The organism is Limibacterium fermenti, from assembly GCF_041902845.1.
Lineage (GTDB): Bacteria > Bacteroidota > Bacteroidia > Bacteroidales > Dysgonomonadaceae > Limibacterium > Limibacterium fermenti.
In genome coordinates this window covers 3,325,414-3,343,111 of the sequence record NZ_CP159486.1, presented here as the reverse complement: position 1 = coordinate 3,343,111, position 17,698 = coordinate 3,325,414, and the positions used below count along the sequence as shown (strand labels likewise).

Genomic DNA, 17,698 nt, shown 5'->3' with positions numbered 1-17,698 from the left:
ATGACAAAGAACAACCGCATTCTCACATCGTTATTCATTGCCGTTCTTATAACGGGAACGATATTCACGGCCTGTACCAACAAGCAAACAAAGCAAACCGCGCTTCCGGCCGGCGAACGCCCGTCGTCTTTCGCATCCGATGATGCGTTGCTGGAGTATATTCAAAAAGCGCATTTCAATTATATGTGGGACGGCGCGGAACCGACTTCCGGTTTAGCCCGCGAACGCTTTCATGTCGACGGGGTGTATCCCGAAAACGATGCGGATGTCGTCACCACCGGCGGCAGCGGTTTCGGTATCGCGGGACTTATCGTGGCTATCGACCGAGGATTTATCGGCCGTGAAGAAGGAGTGGAGCGGCTACATAAAATCGCCGACTATCTGGCCAAAGCCGATCGTTTCCACGGGGTTTGGCCGCATTGGATGCACGGCCCCACGGGCAAAGCGAAGGCCTTCAGTCATAAAGACGATGGCGGCGACCTGGTGGAAAGCGCTTTCCTGATGCAGGGACTGCTGTGCGCCCGGGAATATTTTAAAAACGGCAACGATGCGGAGCAATCGCTTGCGAAGAAGATCGACACGCTTTGGCGCGAGATGGACTGGACCTGGTATCTCGACGGACAAGATGTGCTGTACTGGCATTGGAGTCCGACCCACGGATGGGAGATGAAGTTCCCGATTGAAGGATACAACGAGTGCCTTATCACCTACATTCTGGCGGCCGCATCGCCCACACATTCCATTCCTGCATCGGCCTATCACAACGGATGGGCCCGGGGCGGAAACATCAAAAGCGAAGTCGTCACCTACGGTCATCCGCTGGTGTTGAAGCATAACGGGGCGGAACAATACGGCGGCCCGCTCTTCTGGGCGCATTACTCGTTTATCGGCTTAAATCCGAAAGGGTTGAAAGATGAGTATGCCGACTATTGGCAACTCAATCGCAGCCATGCGCTGATTAATTACGAATATTGCTTGGAAAACCCTCATGGCTATAAAGGGTATAGCGATTCGTGCTGGGGACTGACGGCCAGTTATTCGGTCAACGGTTACTCTGCGCACATGCCCACAAACGATGCGGGGGTCATTACCCCGACAGCTTCTTTGTCGAGCTTCCCTTACACTCCCGAGCAGTCGATGCGCGCCTTGAAGTATTTTTATCATGACCTGGGCGATCAGTTGTGGGGCGAATATGGATTTTACGATGCATTCAGTATTCAGGATGATTGGTTTCCGCAACGGTATCTGGCTATCGACCAGTTGACCATCGCCCCGATGATCGAAAACTACCGTACCGGCTTGCTGTGGAACCTGTTTATGGGCGCCCCCGAGATACAGGAGGGACTGGAAAAACTGGGATTTAAGATTCAATGATTCAATGATTCAAGATTTAAAATTTAAGATGAAGAAAACGAATATTTTAGTAATAGGTGTAGTGATAGCGATGCTGATAACGTCGTGCCAATCGCCCTCCTCTCCGGGGGAACGGAAATGGCAGAGTTTCAGTGGTGATAAACGGATAGAGCAGCGGGTCGATTCGGTCTTGAAACTGATGACCCTCGAAGAGAAACTCGGACAGATGACGCAGTTCTCGGCCAATCAATCCATCACCGGCCCCGTCATGCCCGATAATTTCAAACCCTATCTCTTAAAAGGATTGATCGGCAGTATCTTTAATGCCACATCGGTGCAGGGAATACGGGCTTTTCAACAGATAGCCGTCGACTCGACGCGATTAGGCATCCCCATTTTGTTCGGGCAGGATGTCATCCACGGATATAAGACCATCTTTCCCATCCCGTTGGCGGAAGCGTGTTCATGGGATCTGGAAATGATGCGCAGGACGGCGGAAATAGCTGCCGTAGAGGCGGCCTCCGACGGTATTAACTGGACCTTCGCCCCGATGGTGGATATCGCCCGAGATGCCCGTTGGGGGCGTGTGATGGAGGGCGCCGGCGAAGATCCCTACCTGGGTAGCCAAATTGCTAAAGCGCGCGTGCAGGGATTCCAAGGCGGAAGCGACTGGAAATCGCTTGCCGAGGCTAATACCCTGTTGGCTTGCGGCAAGCACTTTGCGGCTTACGGCGCGGCCGAATCGGGACGCGATTATAATACGGCGGAGCTTTCGGAGCACACGCTGCGCAATGTCTATCTCCCCCCTTACCAGGCGGCATTGGAGGCCGGCGTGGGTACGTTTATGGCCTCGTTTAACGATGTGAACGGCGTGCCGGCCACCGGAAGCCGTTGGTTGATGACGGATATCCTGCGCAACGAATGGGGCTTTAACGGATTTGTGGTGAGTGATTATACCGGTGTGAACGAACTCGTTCCGCACGGAGTGGCGGCCGATGAAAAGCAGGCGGCCGAACTGGCCGTGAATGCGGGTGTCGACATGGATATGACCGGCGCTACATATATTAAATACCTTGCCGAATCGGTGAAAGAAGGACGTGTGTCGGAACGTACTATCGATAATGCCGTACGAAGTATTTTGGAAATGAAATTCCTGCTCGGCCTTTTCGACGACCCGTATCGTTATTTAAATGAAGACCGGGCGCGCGCGAATACGATGACGCCTGAGTTTATGGAAACCGCCCGTGAGGCGGTGGCTTCGTCGGTCGTATTGCTGAAGAACGAAGGAAATGTCCTTCCCATTCAAAAGGAAAGCGGCAAAATCCTCGCTTTGGTAGGACCCCTGATGAACGATTCCATCAATCTTAACGGCGAGTGGGCCGGTTTGGGCGATCGCAACAAAAGCATCCCGATCCTGAAAGGATTGACCGATAAGTATGCCGGTTCGTCGGTGAAACTCATTTACGCAGCCGGTTCGTCGATTACGGAAACGACCCCCGGACAAATCGCCCAGGCCGTGGCTGCCGCCCGCCGGTCGGATGTCGTGATTGCCGCTGTGGGAGAAGATTTCAATTGGTCGGGCGAAGCGGCTGTCCGCACCGATATCCGCCTGCCCGAAGCGCAAATCGAACTGTTGCGGGCGTTGAAAACAACCGGCAAGCCGGTGGTGTTGGTCACCCTGAGCGGCCGTCCGCTCGATTTGTCGTGGGAGGATGAAACGATGGATGCGATCCTTCAGGCCTGGTTTCCCGGCGTACAAGGCGGTAACGGCATCGCCGATGTGATTGCCGGCGATTATAACCCTTCGGGACGGCTGGTGATGTCTTTCCCGCGTAATGTCGGACAAATTCCTATCTATTATAATCAAAAAAGCACCGGGCGTCCGGTGGATTTAAAAGATGAGTCGGTCGACTACCGTTCGCGTTATTTCGACAGCTCCGTCACCCCGCTTTACCCCTTCGGATATGGGCTGAGCTATACGACATTCGAAATCGGGAATGTAAAATCCGATAAGAATGTGTTGAATACGAAAGACGATAAGTTGACGGTGACCGCCGATGTGCGGAATAGCGGAACGGCCGACGGTGAAATTGTCGTGCAGCTTTATACGCGGCAGTTGACGGCGAGTGTGACCCGTCCGGTGAAAGAATTGAAAGGTTTCCGTAAGATTACCTTGAAGGCGGGCGAAACGCAGCAGGTAACGTTCGAGTTGACGTCCGAAGACCTGGCGTTTTACGGAATCGAGGGGAAGAAGAAAGCCGAAGCCGGAGCGTTGAAACTGTGGGTGGCGCAGCATTCTGCCGATGATACGAACGAAATCTCTTTTTCTATTCAATAGAAAGAGAGTGTCAACTGGTTTAAGATGAGAAGAGCAGTCGCGGAGGCTGCTCTTTTTTTGAGGCATAAGCCGAGCGGCGGTGCAAAGTGATGCGGGAGCGATGCAAAGTCCCCGGAGATGATTCGAAGTCTTTGAGGGCTGATGCAAAGTCCCCGGAGAGCGATGCAAAGTCTCCGGAGGTGCGTATTTGTCCTTGTCGGGCGATTCGAAGTCTGTGGGGACCGATTCGAAGTCCTCGGAGATGATTCGAAGTCTTTGGGGGCCGATGCAAAGTCTTCGGGAGGTGATTCGAAGTCTTTGGGGGCCGATGCAAAGTCTCCGGGAGGTGATTCGAAGTCTGTGGGGATCGATGCAAAGTCCCCGGGGATGCGTATTTGTCCCTGTCGAGCGATTCGAAGTGCTTGGGAGGTACGTATTTGTCTTTGTCGGGCGATTCGAAGCCTCCGGAGAGGTGTATTTGTCTTTGTCGGATGCGTATTGGTCGGCGGGGATGTGTATTCGTCCTTGTCGGGTGCGTATTAGTCGGCGGAGATATATATTCGTCTTTGTCGGGCGTTGCGAAGTAATCGAGGCCTATTTTCTAATGCCTGGTTTGATATTTTTGTTTAACTTCGCAGCCGTATTCAGTTTCTAAAAAGGACAAAAACAATTTTTTATCCTGCTGTTTATTTCGAAGTCGTTGTTTAAAGGTTGTTTATTAAGATAGAAAATAGACTAATCAAAAGAAAAAGATGAGGAAAGCGTTGTTTTTACTATTCATTTTATATTCATATAGTATTACGGTTTTATCACAGTCATCGAATAAATTTTCGTTTATTTATATGGCTGATGTTCATTATAACGAAGAAAGGGGTGGGGGACAAGCCTTACAAAAAGCGTTAGACACCATTCATACGATGAATCCCGACTTCATTTTGATCGGAGGAGATATCGTGTATGATGTTATGCGCGAAAGTTCTTCAGATAAAGCGGAAGCTTTATGCCGGTCGTTTCTCTCTCAGATATCCGGAATTCCTTATCCCGTTTATTATGCCATAGGAAATCATGAACATTTTTCTTTATATAACAGAAAAGTAAACATAAATCATCCGTTGTTTGGTAAAAAACTTTATGAAAAATATTTTGGGAAGAGATATTATTCTTTCGATCATAAAGGATGGCATTTTATCACATTGGACGATATGGTCATTACTCCGGATAGGAAATATATCGGTAAGGTCGATTCTATTCAAATAAGTTGGCTAAAGGAAGATTTAGCGCAGATAGATGATCAGACGCCTATTGTTGTAACGGCTCATGTTCCGTTAATTACCACGCTTTCTCAGTGGTATGGGGGAGGCACAAATGCGAATACCAATAAAATTGCGATAGAAAATACCGATGAAGTACTGAATGTATTTAAAAATAAAAACCTGAAATTAATTTTACAGGGACATATTCATTATTTTGAAGTACTGAATATTTTGAATAAGACGACTGTGATTTCTGCACCCTCTTTTTCCGGTAAGTGGTGGATGGGAAAACAGCACGGTATGGAAGAAGGTTTTGTACGCATAAACATCACTCAGGATGATCAGTTAGAATATGAATATATTGATTATGGGTGGGACCCTGTTGAAAAATGAGGTTAAAAAAACGTTCGGTTACAATGCCGAACGTTTTTTTATAGTTTATAGAAAGTGTCCTCTTCTTTTATTTAACCGGAGCACTATATTTATATCCAAAGATTTTGTTATCCTTAGTATAAACTGCGTAACCGATTCCAGTAGGTGTAAAACTCAAATCTAGATCATCCGCTTCGGCAGGCTCGAATATATGAGGTTGTGTCCAATCTTGAGTCTCGTTATCTATATAGGTAACACAAGGGAATAAACTTTCATTTCTGTAAAACAAATAGAGAACCCCAAAAGGATTAATTTCCAAATCGAAATTAAAGAGTCCTCCTGAAGCACCCGCCAGATAATTTCCGACAGTAGAGATTTCTTTTGTCACCGCATCATATTTAATCACTCTATGTTTGTACGTTTGTTCTGAGCTATTATCTGCAAAAGCCACAAACACATTTCCATCGGCATCCACCGCAATGTCTAAATCTCTTAAGGAAATGCCTGTTGCATTTGTATCCGACCATTTGTCGATCAAAGTAGACCAAGCATTATTCTCATATTTATAAACGGAGAAAGAGTTTGGATTTACGGCATTATAAACGCCAAGATAAATAGCATTACCTTGCTTTTTAGATACATTTAAATAAGACACTAAGTCGGAAGATCTCCCCGGAATAGTGGAATTATGAGCCCATACTCCATTTTCATACGTATTGACACTCATTTCCCTCCTGGCTAAAGCGCCGTCTTTGGCATCATAGGTTGCCATTAATAATAATTTATCGTCGGAAGCGAAATTTATACCATGATAGGAGACTTTATTCGATGATGCTGCGCCAACACTGCCCAACAGATTCCAATTCCCTGTATAATATTTTACAGTTGCTTGTTGAGATGTTTTTGCTGTATAATCGGTATAGGAAACATAAGGAACTCCTTTTGAGTTAAAAGTCAAGTCATAGTAACTACCTATACGGCCATCTGAAGCTTGTCCCAATGATGTCCATTTCTCATCTTTAAACGACAATAATGCTGCGCCTTGGTCGTCGGATTCGTCTTTATCTATTTTATAGATGATATAAGGTACACCGTCTACAGGATTGACGTTCATCTTTAATGAGACAGCCAAATCGGTGGGAAGCGAGGCTAATGCCGTCCAAACATATGCCGGCGCTTTGCCTATTGTTACCGTATATTTTACGTTTGCAGTTCCTTCCGTTACTATGTAATCTACCGGAACCGTAAAATCGTTTGCGGTTTTTCCACTTTGTTGAGACACCGTTCCCACTTTTACCTCATCTTTGTCTGTAACCGTAAACCGGGCAATCAGGGTTGATTTATCGATCTCTTCCGGTAAAAACAAATTAATACTCGTTCCGGTGAAGGTCGAATTCACGTAATCTTCGTGTATTAATCCTTCATTATCCTCTACATAAAATCCGAATGAAGTCATTTTTGCTTCATAGACGATGACTTCAGGGTCTTTTTGCTCACAGGCAATAAAAACGCCTATAAGTGCCAATAACGAAAAAACAATGTTTTTTAAGTTCATAACAAATTCTTATTTAATTAATATATATAAATTTATTTGGGTAATAATACCGCTTCAATCATTTTATCCGAATCGAAATTAGTGGAAATGATATCCGCTATTTCTTTTTTTGTTATCGAGTGGACGATTGTTTCGAAATCCTTTACATAACTCCAGTTGTATTGTTTGTTGAAGGACGTGTTTCTAAGGAAAGTGCTCCAGAAAGAATCTTTTTGTTTGTTGAGCTCCATTTCTTTCAGGAGATTGGTTTTTACATCTTTTAAATAAGGAGCGATTTTTTGCGGGTCATTGGCAAATTCGTCGATTATTTCTCTGATGTCCGTAATAAGTATGTCGGCATTCTCAGGCTGACAGGTAAATATGATATTACTTCTTACCAATTTTGCCGGATAGAAAGTCGCTCCGGTGCTGACACTAATGCTGTAAATCATCTCTTTCTCTTCCCGTAATTGTTGAAGAAATTTCATTCGCAAGATATCGTCGGCGATATTGCTTTGTAATTTAAAAATATCTATTTCGTTGGGAAAATCCACTTGCTGAAAAATTAAAGATACGGTAGCTTTAGGCGAATTCCCGGCTTTTCTGATAAATTTTTCATTTTCGGTGCGTATTTGCCCACCCGCATAGTTAAAGTGAACGTCGGCGTCTTTTTGGCTGTTTAATCCGCCTAAATAGATTTCAATATAAGGGATTAATGTTTCTAATGAAGCGCTCGATACAATAACAAAAGTAAATCCGGATGCATTTCCGAACGATTTCTTAAACACAGGAATAATCCGATTGATATCCACATGGGTTAGCAAAATCGAATCGGTTAGTTCTTCGCTTACATAATCCTTTCCCCGCATTAGGTAGTTCAAGTCCTGATAAAAGAGGTTTTCGCCAGTAATATTTTTATTGCGATAGTTCTTGATGAACATATCTTTTGTCAGCTCAAATACACTTTTGTCAATTTTCGGGAAGGTCCATTTTAAATATAAAAGTTGAAAGAGAGTCTCTATATCTTCCACCGAAGAGCTAGCGACTAATCCCGATCGCGTTTTATCGATTAATAAATTAACCGACGCTGAGTTACCCGTGAGAAAGTACGATAATTCTTGTCGCGAAAAATCGCCGGCGCCACTTAAAGAGATTACGCCGCTGCCAAATAATCCATTGTAATAATCCACCGAATCTAAGGCATATAAACCGCCCATTTTGAAAGCGGATATGTTCACTCTGTCTTTGTCGGAAACGGAAGGCTTGTAAATAATCTTCACGCCATTGGAAAGCAAGAGCTCTGTTCCTTTGATTTCCGGGATGGTTTTCGTAGAAACGATTTTACCCTGATGCGGCTTTTCTTGCAATAAAGCAACGGAGGAAGTGTCGACATGCAGCTCGTATGGGTTGACTACGCGCTTGTGAGCCGCGATAAGCATATCCGATAGTTGTTTTGGGGTGCTCACTTGGGTCGAATCAAAAGAAGAGTAAAGGAAATGTAACTGTTCCTTGCGGATTCGTTGTTGCATCGTATTTGCGATAGAGGCAGAGTCTATGCGGTCAATGAGGTTGTTTGCCAACCGATATTCCTCTTGGGTATTTATCACTTTATTGTTCCGATAAAAATCCGAATAGATTTTATCGATCATGCTAAAAGATGAAATGGGCGCCTGCGCACTGTTTTTCTTTTGCAGTTGGCTTAAATAGGCTTTTTTGACTTTGTTGATTTCAACCGGCAGAAAACCCTGTTGATAGATTTGTTCCAAGTGAGCAACAAAAGCCGTAATTCCATCGTCGATTTTATCGGGAAAGAGAGAGACCGATGCGAAAAACAGGCCTTTTGTATTCAATAATTCGGTGATTCCCGCACTCGATTTCGAGTACGCATTATTAGAAAAAGACACATCATTTAACCGGTTACGAATTAACCGATTAATCATCTCCGTTTGCAGGCTTTCCAGATAGTCGCTTTCCTCTTGAATGGGACGGGAAAGCGGGATGAGTTGGAATACATTCAACTCCGGCTCTTTCAACGATTTGTTGATAACGACTTTGAAATCGTTTCCTGTGTAATCGGGGATGTCAAAAGAGGGAGGAACCGTAGGGCTTTTCACCCGGATGGAACCGAATTTGTCAATAATCAGTTTTTTCACTAACAGCGTATCGATGTCTCCAATCACTGCTACAGCCATTAAGTTGGGCTGATACCATTTCTTATAATAATCCCTCAACTGGTCGTGCTTAAAGTTCAGAATCACGGCCGTGTCCCCAATAACTTTTCTTTCGGAGAATCGGGAGTTATTAAATAAATCCATTAGAAGGATATCGCTTACTTCACTTTCCGGATTTTTTTTCGACAACCATTCCGACATGATAACCCCTCTTTCTTTATCTATTTGCTCACTTCCTAAAACGATGCCATTCGCCCAATCTGATAGAATCATCAGGGTTGTGTCGATAATCCCTTGCGAATGCGTGGGCATTTGCAATTTGTAAACCGTCTCATTATATGAGGTGTGGGCATTCAAGTCTTTACCGAATTTGCCACCTTTATCCTGCAAATAATCGACTAAGGAATTTCCGGGAAAATGCGTTGTCCCATTGAAAGCCATGTGTTCCAAGAAATGAGCCAACCCTTTTTGAGTATTTTCTTCGTACAACGACCCTGAGCGAATGAATAACCTGTAAATCGCTTGTCCTTTCGGATAATCATTCGGATAAATATAGTATGTTAATCCGTTCTGTAATTTTCCTTTGATAAGTTTTGGGTCTTGATGAATATCCTGAGCGTTAATGCATACACAACACCAAGAGAATAAAAGAACGCCGAAGGCAATATATTTAATTCTATTCATTTTATATTTTAGTTATCGTAAATTCCGATTGATTCTTATCGGGGCCCGGCAGTCCGATGGAATACCCTTTATCATTTGTCAATAATCGAATTTTTATACTATTATCTTTTTCCGGATCTATTGGGTTGGGATACCATTGAATACGTATAGGCATATCATAAATACCCGGTAAAAAAACTAAACTGGTTTCTTTTGTTAGAAGTTTGTAGTCGACATTTTCCGTTAAGCCTTCTCCCACGATAATTTCATAAGTAACCGTGACGGTTTCTTGTGAGGCCGGGGCGCTCAAATACACGTTATACGTACTCACTGTGTTCGCTTTGGAGCTAACGGTGGTAGAAGACGCTTCATCTTTCATTATATGGATAAATTTCAAATCATAAGGCGGATTTTCTTCCAATGAACAGGAAGAAAACAATAATAACCCGCCGATGAATAAAAATAGCATGTTCTTTTTCATTATTCTCATTTAATTATTTACAGTTGGATTTCCTATCATATTAGTATTGGCATCCAATTCCATTTGAGGAATCGGTAAAATAAAAAGATCATTCGGATAAGGCAAAAACTTCACATTGGAAGCAGTGCTTTGGCCGCGTACCAAATCCTCCTTTCTTCTTATGATGTCAAAAAAGTTATGTCCTTCAAAGCACAATTCTTTCACCCTCTCTTTTTTTATCTGTTCATCTAATTTCTCTTTTGAGTCGAAAAGAATGTCTATTTCGTTCGGTTGTTTGTCTAACGCCCGGGCGATTAATTGAGCCAAGTCTTTCGACGCTTTATCAAGCTCATTTCTGTTTGAATAGGCTTCAGCTCTATTCAGATACATTTCGGAGGCTCTCAAAATGAAAGGATCATAACGCTCTTCTTCGGGGGTAAAATCAATTGTAATATGATATTTTGTTGTTACAAAGCTTATTGCCCCCGTTCTCTTAAATAGTTTTAGCCTTATATCTTCGGGATCCTGAAATAAACTCATTAATGTATCTGCAGGCATTGCCAAAGGACTGCTAACGGCATAAAAAGTAGTTCCTAAAGACTTACTCTTCAATGTGCCATTTAATCGGAGAATCGCTTCTTTGCCTGCAATCAGATTGTTATACATGGCTAAATAATCGTCGTTATAAGCAAGTTCAGAATCGTTGATAACCTTTGTAGAATAGAGGATCGCGTTATCCCAATCCTCTTTATAAAGATACACCCGGCTTAAAAGAGCCTGAACCGCTTTTTTGGAAACATGATACGCATCTTTCATAGGGGTGTCGGCAAAAAGTTCTTCAGCTTCTAATAAGTCTTTAATTACCTGGTCATATACATCCTTAACGGAAGCACGCGAAGGGAGGTCATCCGGTCCCGGCGTTACCAATAACACCGGAACCCCTAAATGCGACGCATCGGTCGTGTAATTGTACGGCTGAGCATATACCCTGCATAAGTCGAAATGACAAATAGCCCTTAGACAGAGCGCCTCCGCTTTCACTCGTTCGATTTGCTTTATCTGATTAGGAAATTGCTCGGATAAAATCGGGCAGTATTCGATAATATTGTTGACGTTGGCGAGTGCTTTAAAAATTTTTCTCCATATATAACCTACTACTCCTGCTTCCTGTTCCGGATCGGATATAAAATTAAACTGGTTAATCATATCAATATTCGTTTCGCCGGAAACGGTATTCAGATCCACCATGTTTCCGGCAACTTCGGGATACTTATAAAATTCGGAAGAGTAATAGTTATACATCTCGCTATACGCTCCTGTTAATCCGGCTTCTAGCCCGTCTACTGTGGAGAAGAAATTAGGAATAGTTGTTCTGCCTACCGTTTCCACTTCCAGAAACTCTTGACAAGAAGTGAAAGAAAAAGTGAGAATACATAACGATACGACTAAATTAGTTCTTATCTTTAGTTTTATATTCATAGTTTCTATAAGTTTATTGTAAATTTAAAAAGATAAATCTAATCCTACTGAAAACGTGCTTTCTAAAGGATATCCGATCATCGACTGTTTATAGCTGTTTCTATCTTTTTTGTCATACGGTGTCCAAACCAAAAGGTTGTCTCCGGTAACAAACGCCATACATGAGGTCGCTCCAATCCGTTGACTAATAGACTTCGGCAGCGAGTATGAAATTGATACATTCGTTAATTTTATATTGGTCGTTTTATACACATGTCGGGTGGAATTCATTACTGATTTTGTAGAAGTGCCCCAAATTGGCTTCGGTGATAGAGCAACGTCTCCCGGATTTTGCCATCGGTCCAATTGATTGACCGATTGATTTTCAGACATGATATATAACCCATCGGACATGACATTTCTGCCGAAAGAACTAAAGCTATAGCCACCAATCACATAGGATAGCGATATTCGTGTGGAAAAGGGTCCATAAATAACATCAGAAGTTAAGCCTCCAGTCACAATTGGGGAAGTCGATTTCCATGCCACTCTATTGGCTGCATTATACGTTCGCGTTACATTGCCTTTGACATCATACCATAGAGGTGCCCCGTCTCGAGGGTCAACGCCTGCCCACCTTACCAAATATAAAGTATTTAAGTCCGTGCCTTCTTTCCAAATGTTATTACCCATTACTTTTTCCATACCATTATAGAGTTCAAGTAACTTATTTTTATTGTGAGATGCATTTAGACTTAAACTCCAGAATGTCTTATCCGTATCGATAAGGCGGGCTTCAATCGTAGCCTCGATACCCCGATTTAAGATTTCACCGGAATTCCTATAACTCCGGGTATCTCCTGATGTTCTTGAAACATCCAAGTTACTTAATAAATTAACCGTCTTTTTATTATATGCATCTACATCAATATCTATTTTATTGAATAATCCGATCCTCAATCCAACATTTGTCATATAAGCGGTCTCCCAACTCAATTTTTTATTTGGACTTCCAGACATGGTTCCGCCCAATTCGTTCATATAATTATCGCTTTCGCTGTAAGAATATATTCCCAATGCTTCTTGTGAACCAATTCTGGAATTTCCGTTCGAGCCAAAACTTGCTTTCAGTTTTAGTATATTGATGACATCGGATGAGAAGAAATCCTCGTTATGAATATTCCACGAGGAGCCGATAGAGCCGAAATCTCCCCATTGGGCATCCGACCCGAAACCCGAATTGCCGTCCCTACGAGCGTTAATGGTTAAATAGTATCGTGAATCGAAAGAATAAGCTACCTGTGCAAAATAAGATAGCGATCGTGACGTACTTCTTCCGCTGGACCCTTTTCGCTCTACTGCGTAAGAAACTTCTTTTATTTTATCATTGATAAATCCTGACCCTCTTGCGCCTAATGTTTTTGAATCACTGGATCTTGCTTCAAATCCCAATATACCGCCTACCAGATGTTTGCCGAAAATTCTATTGTAATTAAATCGTTGAATAGCAGTCCAAGATAACAAGTTAAAATTATTTCTGTATGAATAACCTGTTGAAGCGGTACTTGACATACCCGACCAATTCGTTTTTGCATTGTATGTTTCCTCATTAATATTTTGATTGTCAATCCCTAATTGGGTAACAGATTTTAAGCCGGGCAAAATTTGATAATCCAACTTAGCATTGGTGTTTGTAACATAAGCCTTTTGATTATTATCGTTTTCTTCTCTTTCCGCCACAGAGTTCCGAAAGATGGACCTATTCCAAGTAGGGTTGCCGGCATTATCATAACCCTGTAATGAAGTATTATAAAGTCTCATAGTCCCATCCTCATTATAAGGCGTGTATATAGGTAGGAACTCATAGTAATCATTACCCGGAACGAATACGTCATTTACATTATAAGAGGATGTATTATTCAGGGAGAAGGTAATATCCTTAGATAACTTTACATCAATATTTGTTCTTATAGAAAATCGGCTCTGTGTATTTCCTATGATTGTCTTTTTATTATCTAAATAGGACCCGGAGACGTAATATGTAATTTTATCAGTCCCGCCCCGTATTGATAAATTAGTCTGTGAATAATAACCGGTGTCATAATAAACATCTGACCAATCCGTATTCGCAGATGAATAAGAGTTAGACGTATTATCCTGAAAAGGAAAATATTTTAAATCCCTGCCTGAATTCACAAAGGCTTCTTTTGCCAATAATAAATAGTCTTTAGCATTCAGAACCTTGAAGCGCGTACTTTGATTTATTTTTGAAATGCCTGTTTGATGCGAGAGTCTGACTTTCCTTTCCCCTGCGTAGCCTCCTTTGGTCGTAACCAGAATTACGCCGTTTGCTCCATCCGCTCCGTAAATAGATGTGGTTGTTGCGTCTTTTAATACGGTAATACTTTCTATATCGTTCGGGTTGATATAAGTTAAAGGGCTGATTGAAGTGCTAATACCGGGAATCATGTTTGTCCGGTCGCCGGAATAGATCGGGGTGCCATCCACGACCCATAGAGGTTCGTTAGATGCGGACATGGAGCCTTCACCGCGAACCCTTACAAAAAGTCTCGACTTTGTACTCGAGGCATCATCCGAATTCGGTGTTACGGTTAGACCGGGTATTCTCCCTTCCAATATATTGTCTATCCTATTGGCGGGTAATCCCTCTAACTCTTTTGCGTTTAGCTGAAAGGCAGAGCCTACCATGTCGGATCGTTTCTGAACCGTCCCATAGGCTCCTTTGATGACTACTTCAGCGAGCATTTTGCTGTCTAACTCCAAAACCATTTGTACTGCGCTTCTTCCATTGCGGACTACTTCTTGATTTTGATATCCCATATAAGAAAAGACCAAAACGGCATCAGCGGGACAATTGATTGAAAAATTTCCTTCGATATCCGTAATTGTACCGTTGTGGGTGCCTTTCTGTAAAATATTAACACCAATAAGAGGTTCATTACTCGTATCGGTCACCTTACCTGTCAGTAGTGAATTTTGACCAAAAATAAAATTGAAATTAGCAAACAAGATGCCTATAACGAATAAATAATGATAATACCTAAATCTCTTTTTAATTCGCATAAATAAAGTGATTATATAACCTAATTGAACATTTAAAACCACAAACTTAAATAAAAAAGTCGAGATTTTATACACGAGCAAATAAAAATCAAGGCCACAGCGTTCTATAAGTAATTAACGTGCTCTAGGCACAAAGTTTAATTTAAAAACATAACATTATGAGAACAGTCTGCGGCCTTGACATCCACAAAGATAGCATATTCATGTGTATTCTGGACGAACAGGGCAAAAAAAGTGAAAGGAAGTTTGGAGTTTCCACCCGTGAGATTAAAGGGTTGTGCAATACGCTCAAGTCCCATTACGTGAGTGAAGTTTGCATGGAGAGTACCGGCATTTACTGGAAACCGGTCTGGCATTTGCTCGAGAAGGATTTCCGGATGTACCTTGTCAATCCCCAGTTCCTCAAACAACTTCCCGGGCGCAAGAGCGATGTGAAGGATGCCCAATGGATTGCCACGGCCCTGTTGAAAGGACTGGTGCGGAACAGTTTTGTCCCTGACTCGATGATCCAGCAACTACGCCTGTACGGTCGCCGCATTAACGAGTTAAACAAGGATATCATACGCTGTGAACAACGCGTCGACATGATCCTTCAAAGCTGTAATATCCGCATCAGCAACTATGTCTCCAACATAGACGGCAAAAGTTACCAAAAAGTCGTGGGCGCCCTGCTCGAAGGGGAACGCTCGGCAGATAAGCTGGTCAAGCTCATACACGGCAGGACCCTGAACAAGCATGGCCGCGACACGGTGCGTGATTCCCTCGAAGGTTACGTCCAACAGGCCGATATCGATTTGCTCAAACAATACATGGAGGCTTTAAAGATGCACCAGGCACAGAAACAGACATGCCTTATTGAAATGGTCAAGTTATGCAAAAAGCATTATGACAGGGCATTCACGCTGTTGCAAAGCATCCCGGCCATCAAGGAGCAGTCGGCCGCCATCATCATCTCCGAGATAGGAACCGACATGACCCTGTTCGCCACTGCGGCCGCCCTGGTTTCATGGGCGGGGCTCAGGCCCCGCAACGATGAAAGTGCGGGAAAGATCAAAAGCCGGAAAATCACGCACGGAAACAAATATCTGCGTAAAGCTTTAATGGAAGCGGCATGGGGAGCATCAAGGACACGGGGATCAATATTCTACAACAAGTTCTGGCGGTTGAGGCAACGGGGCAAGAAGCAGCAGAAGTGTACCGTAGCCATAGCACGCCACCTGCTGGTCATTATCTGGTCACTGCTCTCCAGGGATGAATATTTTGACAAGGAATACATGCAGAAACTCAGCACTGGAGTTGCCTGAATAACTGTCACAAAGAAATAACGGGTTCCTTGTAAAGTCCCTATATTTGTGGTGGATACATTACCCCGTTTTGCAAACTGACTCTCGCAGGGAATCACTTTTGGACACGAGCAAGAGACCTAAGAGTTCGAAGAGGAAATTAATGTTTTTGATGGAAGCCCCAAAGCATTCATCCCGATTGGTATGCTCTTAATCAACAAATATATACCTTCTCAAGACACTTCCGCATACTTTTTTATTCGATTTATAGAGGAAATATAGATAAATTATATTACAGAGGTGTTAAGAATTTACGAATTATTTCTTGTTTGGGATTATAAAATAGCGACATTCTATGCATCGTATTCTTTTATAGGAATATAATAGCTTAAATATTTTCACGAATAAAACGCTATTATTAATAGCTGTTTGAAAGCACGTGATTTCACGATAGAAGAGGATTGAGAGCCGTTAGCCAATAACCAATCCGTCTGCCGGAGTGACTTGGAATGTCAGGCTTTTTGTCTATATATTGCACAATATTAACATCTTTTTGTCGCAATAAAAAGGATTGATAAAATTTAGGGAGATATGTTGAGAAAAAATATACTAATAGTAAGCGTTGTTGCTGTTATTTTGGCAACATTTCACGATTCTATTTATGCTCAAGAATCACATTCAGATAGAGATACATCTTGAGAGCAGTTGTCCTTTAATGTCGATTCAGAATATAATACCCCATAAAAGACTTTTGTATTAGATCAATTCTGAGGACAGTCGCAGAACTTTGATTTTACTACTCATTTAACGGATTCTAGTCGTCCTCTTAAAGCAATGTTCTAAACCAACTAAGCTCTAAAAGGGGGGATGTCTATAGATTTCCTTTACTGCGTATTTTTATAAACGTAAAAGACGAAAAAATATAGTTGCACTGCGGCTTATTGATGAAGAGTAAATTTCTACATTATATCAGGATGTCAGCCGGAAAGAAATATCTTTAAGGAGTTGCTCTTTTGAGATAGCGCCAATTCGTCTACCAGAAGGAACTCCATTTCTAAAATAAAGTAAGATTTGAACATCTTGTACTTGGTATAAAGTGGTTATATTTAGATATGCATTAATATAATCTTGAGCAAAAACGCCACAACCTCGCAATTCATTTGCTGTTTCTTCAAGAATAGGCGCTAGCATCTTGCAAGGGTCACTCCGGAAACCCAAAAATCAACTACCAGAAAGGGATGCGAGTTGATGAATTCCTCAAAATTAGCGCTAATCATCTCACAGATAAAAGGAATGATAAGGTCGTTTGCGTGTCTTCTGATTATGACCTGACATGAATCTTTAAGATTCTTCAATAATTCCAAATCTATAGTATTTACGTCAAGACAATCTCCGTCAATTTGCTCCGAGGAAATTTCTGTTTTAAGTAAATAGTAAGGCTGAGATTCTTCAAAGTTGTAATTATCTTCTTGATCACAGCTTATTAATAAAAATATGGACTTATAATTGAAATCCTTATTTTTTTCTATGTTTATTACACGGTTTCTTCGGAGGTTTTCGTTTTTTCGGATAACTGCAATACTACAAAATAGTTCTGCTGGAAATAGCGACTAACGAAGAAGGTGCCCCGGTACTGAAAACTTCTTCGGAGGCCAATGGGTTATTGAAAATTATTTTGTAGATTGTACGATAGAATATAGAAAAATTGAAAAAGTCTCTTTTGGAGTTTTTTCTCCTATTTGGTTGCAGG

At 42.3% G+C, this 17,698-nt stretch carries 10 protein-coding genes; 4 read left to right on the top strand and 6 right to left on the bottom strand.

The genetic code is table 11. The features are described from left to right. The 3 genes from ABNK31_RS14450 (at nt 1) to ABNK31_RS14440 (ending at nt 5,316) form a co-directional block, all read left to right on the top strand. Entirely contained in the window at nt 1-1,374 is a 1,374-nt protein-coding gene (locus ABNK31_RS14450) for a glucoamylase family protein (RefSeq protein WP_418893167.1), read from the top strand. A 28-nt stretch (nt 1,375-1,402) separates the two neighbouring features. Then, nucleotides 1,403-3,691 carry a glycoside hydrolase family 3 N-terminal domain-containing protein gene (locus tag ABNK31_RS14445; protein WP_418893166.1) on the top strand — a complete coding sequence of 763 codons (2,289 nt, stop codon included), beginning with the start codon at nt 1,403-1,405 and terminating at the stop codon, nt 3,689-3,691. 821 nt (nt 3,692-4,512) lie between these two features. Further along, a complete protein-coding gene (locus ABNK31_RS14440; RefSeq protein ID WP_418893165.1) occupies nt 4,513-5,316 on the top strand; it encodes a metallophosphoesterase family protein in 804 nt (267 codons plus the stop codon). Nucleotides 5,317-5,383: 67 nt separating this feature from the next. Here ABNK31_RS14440 and ABNK31_RS14435 read toward each other — a convergent pair whose 3' ends face one another. The 5 genes from ABNK31_RS14435 to ABNK31_RS14415 are packed head-to-tail and all read right to left on the bottom strand — an operon-like array spanning nt 5,384 to nt 14,665. Beyond that, entirely contained in the window at nt 5,384-6,850 is a 1,467-nt protein-coding gene (locus tag ABNK31_RS14435) for a hypothetical protein (RefSeq protein ID WP_321579716.1), read from the bottom strand. A gap of 32 nt (nt 6,851-6,882) precedes the next feature. Next, nucleotides 6,883-9,684 (bottom strand): M16 family metallopeptidase, encoded by a 2,802-nt coding sequence (locus tag ABNK31_RS14430; RefSeq protein ID WP_418893164.1) that lies wholly within the window; start codon nt 9,682-9,684, stop codon nt 6,883-6,885. Nucleotide 9,685: 1 nt separating this feature from the next. Next, complete coding sequence (locus tag ABNK31_RS14425) at nt 9,686-10,144, bottom strand: hypothetical protein (RefSeq protein ID WP_418893163.1); 459 nt, start codon at nt 10,142-10,144, stop codon at nt 9,686-9,688. Between the two features lie 9 nt (nt 10,145-10,153). Further along, nucleotides 10,154-11,602, bottom strand: coding sequence for a RagB/SusD family nutrient uptake outer membrane protein (locus tag ABNK31_RS14420; protein ID WP_418893162.1), 1,449 nt, complete (start codon nt 11,600-11,602; stop codon nt 10,154-10,156). A 24-nt stretch (nt 11,603-11,626) separates the two neighbouring features. After that, complete coding sequence (locus ABNK31_RS14415) at nt 11,627-14,665, bottom strand: SusC/RagA family TonB-linked outer membrane protein (RefSeq protein WP_418893161.1); 3,039 nt, start codon at nt 14,663-14,665, stop codon at nt 11,627-11,629. A 158-nt stretch (nt 14,666-14,823) separates the two neighbouring features. Between ABNK31_RS14415 and ABNK31_RS14410 the strand changes: the two genes are divergently transcribed. Then, nucleotides 14,824-15,969, top strand: coding sequence for an IS110 family transposase (locus ABNK31_RS14410; protein ID WP_418892990.1), 1,146 nt, complete (start codon nt 14,824-14,826; stop codon nt 15,967-15,969). A 948-nt stretch (nt 15,970-16,917) separates the two neighbouring features. Here the strand turns inward: ABNK31_RS14410 and ABNK31_RS14405 are convergent. Further along, complete coding sequence (locus ABNK31_RS14405; protein ID WP_418893160.1) at nt 16,918-17,139, bottom strand: hypothetical protein; 222 nt, start codon at nt 17,137-17,139, stop codon at nt 16,918-16,920. Nucleotides 17,140-17,698 lie beyond the last annotated feature (559 nt).

Bases quoted from the DNA above. Each gene is read 5' to 3' on its own strand.
- ABNK31_RS14415 (WP_418893161.1), bottom strand. From the start codon at position 14,665: ATGCGAATTAAAAAGAGATTTAGGTATTATCATTATTTATTCGTTATA.
- ABNK31_RS14425 (WP_418893163.1), bottom strand. From the start codon at position 10,144: ATGAAAAAGAACATGCTATTTTTATTCATCGGCGGGTTATTATTGTTT.
- ABNK31_RS14430 (WP_418893164.1), bottom strand. From the start codon at position 9,684: ATGAATAGAATTAAATATATTGCCTTCGGCGTTCTTTTATTCTCTTGG.
- ABNK31_RS14420 (WP_418893162.1), bottom strand. From the start codon at position 11,602: ATGAATATAAAACTAAAGATAAGAACTAATTTAGTCGTATCGTTATGT.
- ABNK31_RS14450 (WP_418893167.1), top strand. From the start codon at position 1: ATGACAAAGAACAACCGCATTCTCACATCGTTATTCATTGCCGTTCTT.
- ABNK31_RS14435 (WP_321579716.1), bottom strand. From the start codon at position 6,850: ATGAACTTAAAAAACATTGTTTTTTCGTTATTGGCACTTATAGGCGTT.
- ABNK31_RS14405 (WP_418893160.1), bottom strand. From the start codon at position 17,139: ATGCTAGCGCCTATTCTTGAAGAAACAGCAAATGAATTGCGAGGTTGT.
- ABNK31_RS14440 (WP_418893165.1), top strand. From the start codon at position 4,513: ATGGCTGATGTTCATTATAACGAAGAAAGGGGTGGGGGACAAGCCTTA.
- ABNK31_RS14445 (WP_418893166.1), top strand. From the start codon at position 1,403: ATGAAGAAAACGAATATTTTAGTAATAGGTGTAGTGATAGCGATGCTG.
- ABNK31_RS14410 (WP_418892990.1), top strand. From the start codon at position 14,824: ATGAGAACAGTCTGCGGCCTTGACATCCACAAAGATAGCATATTCATG.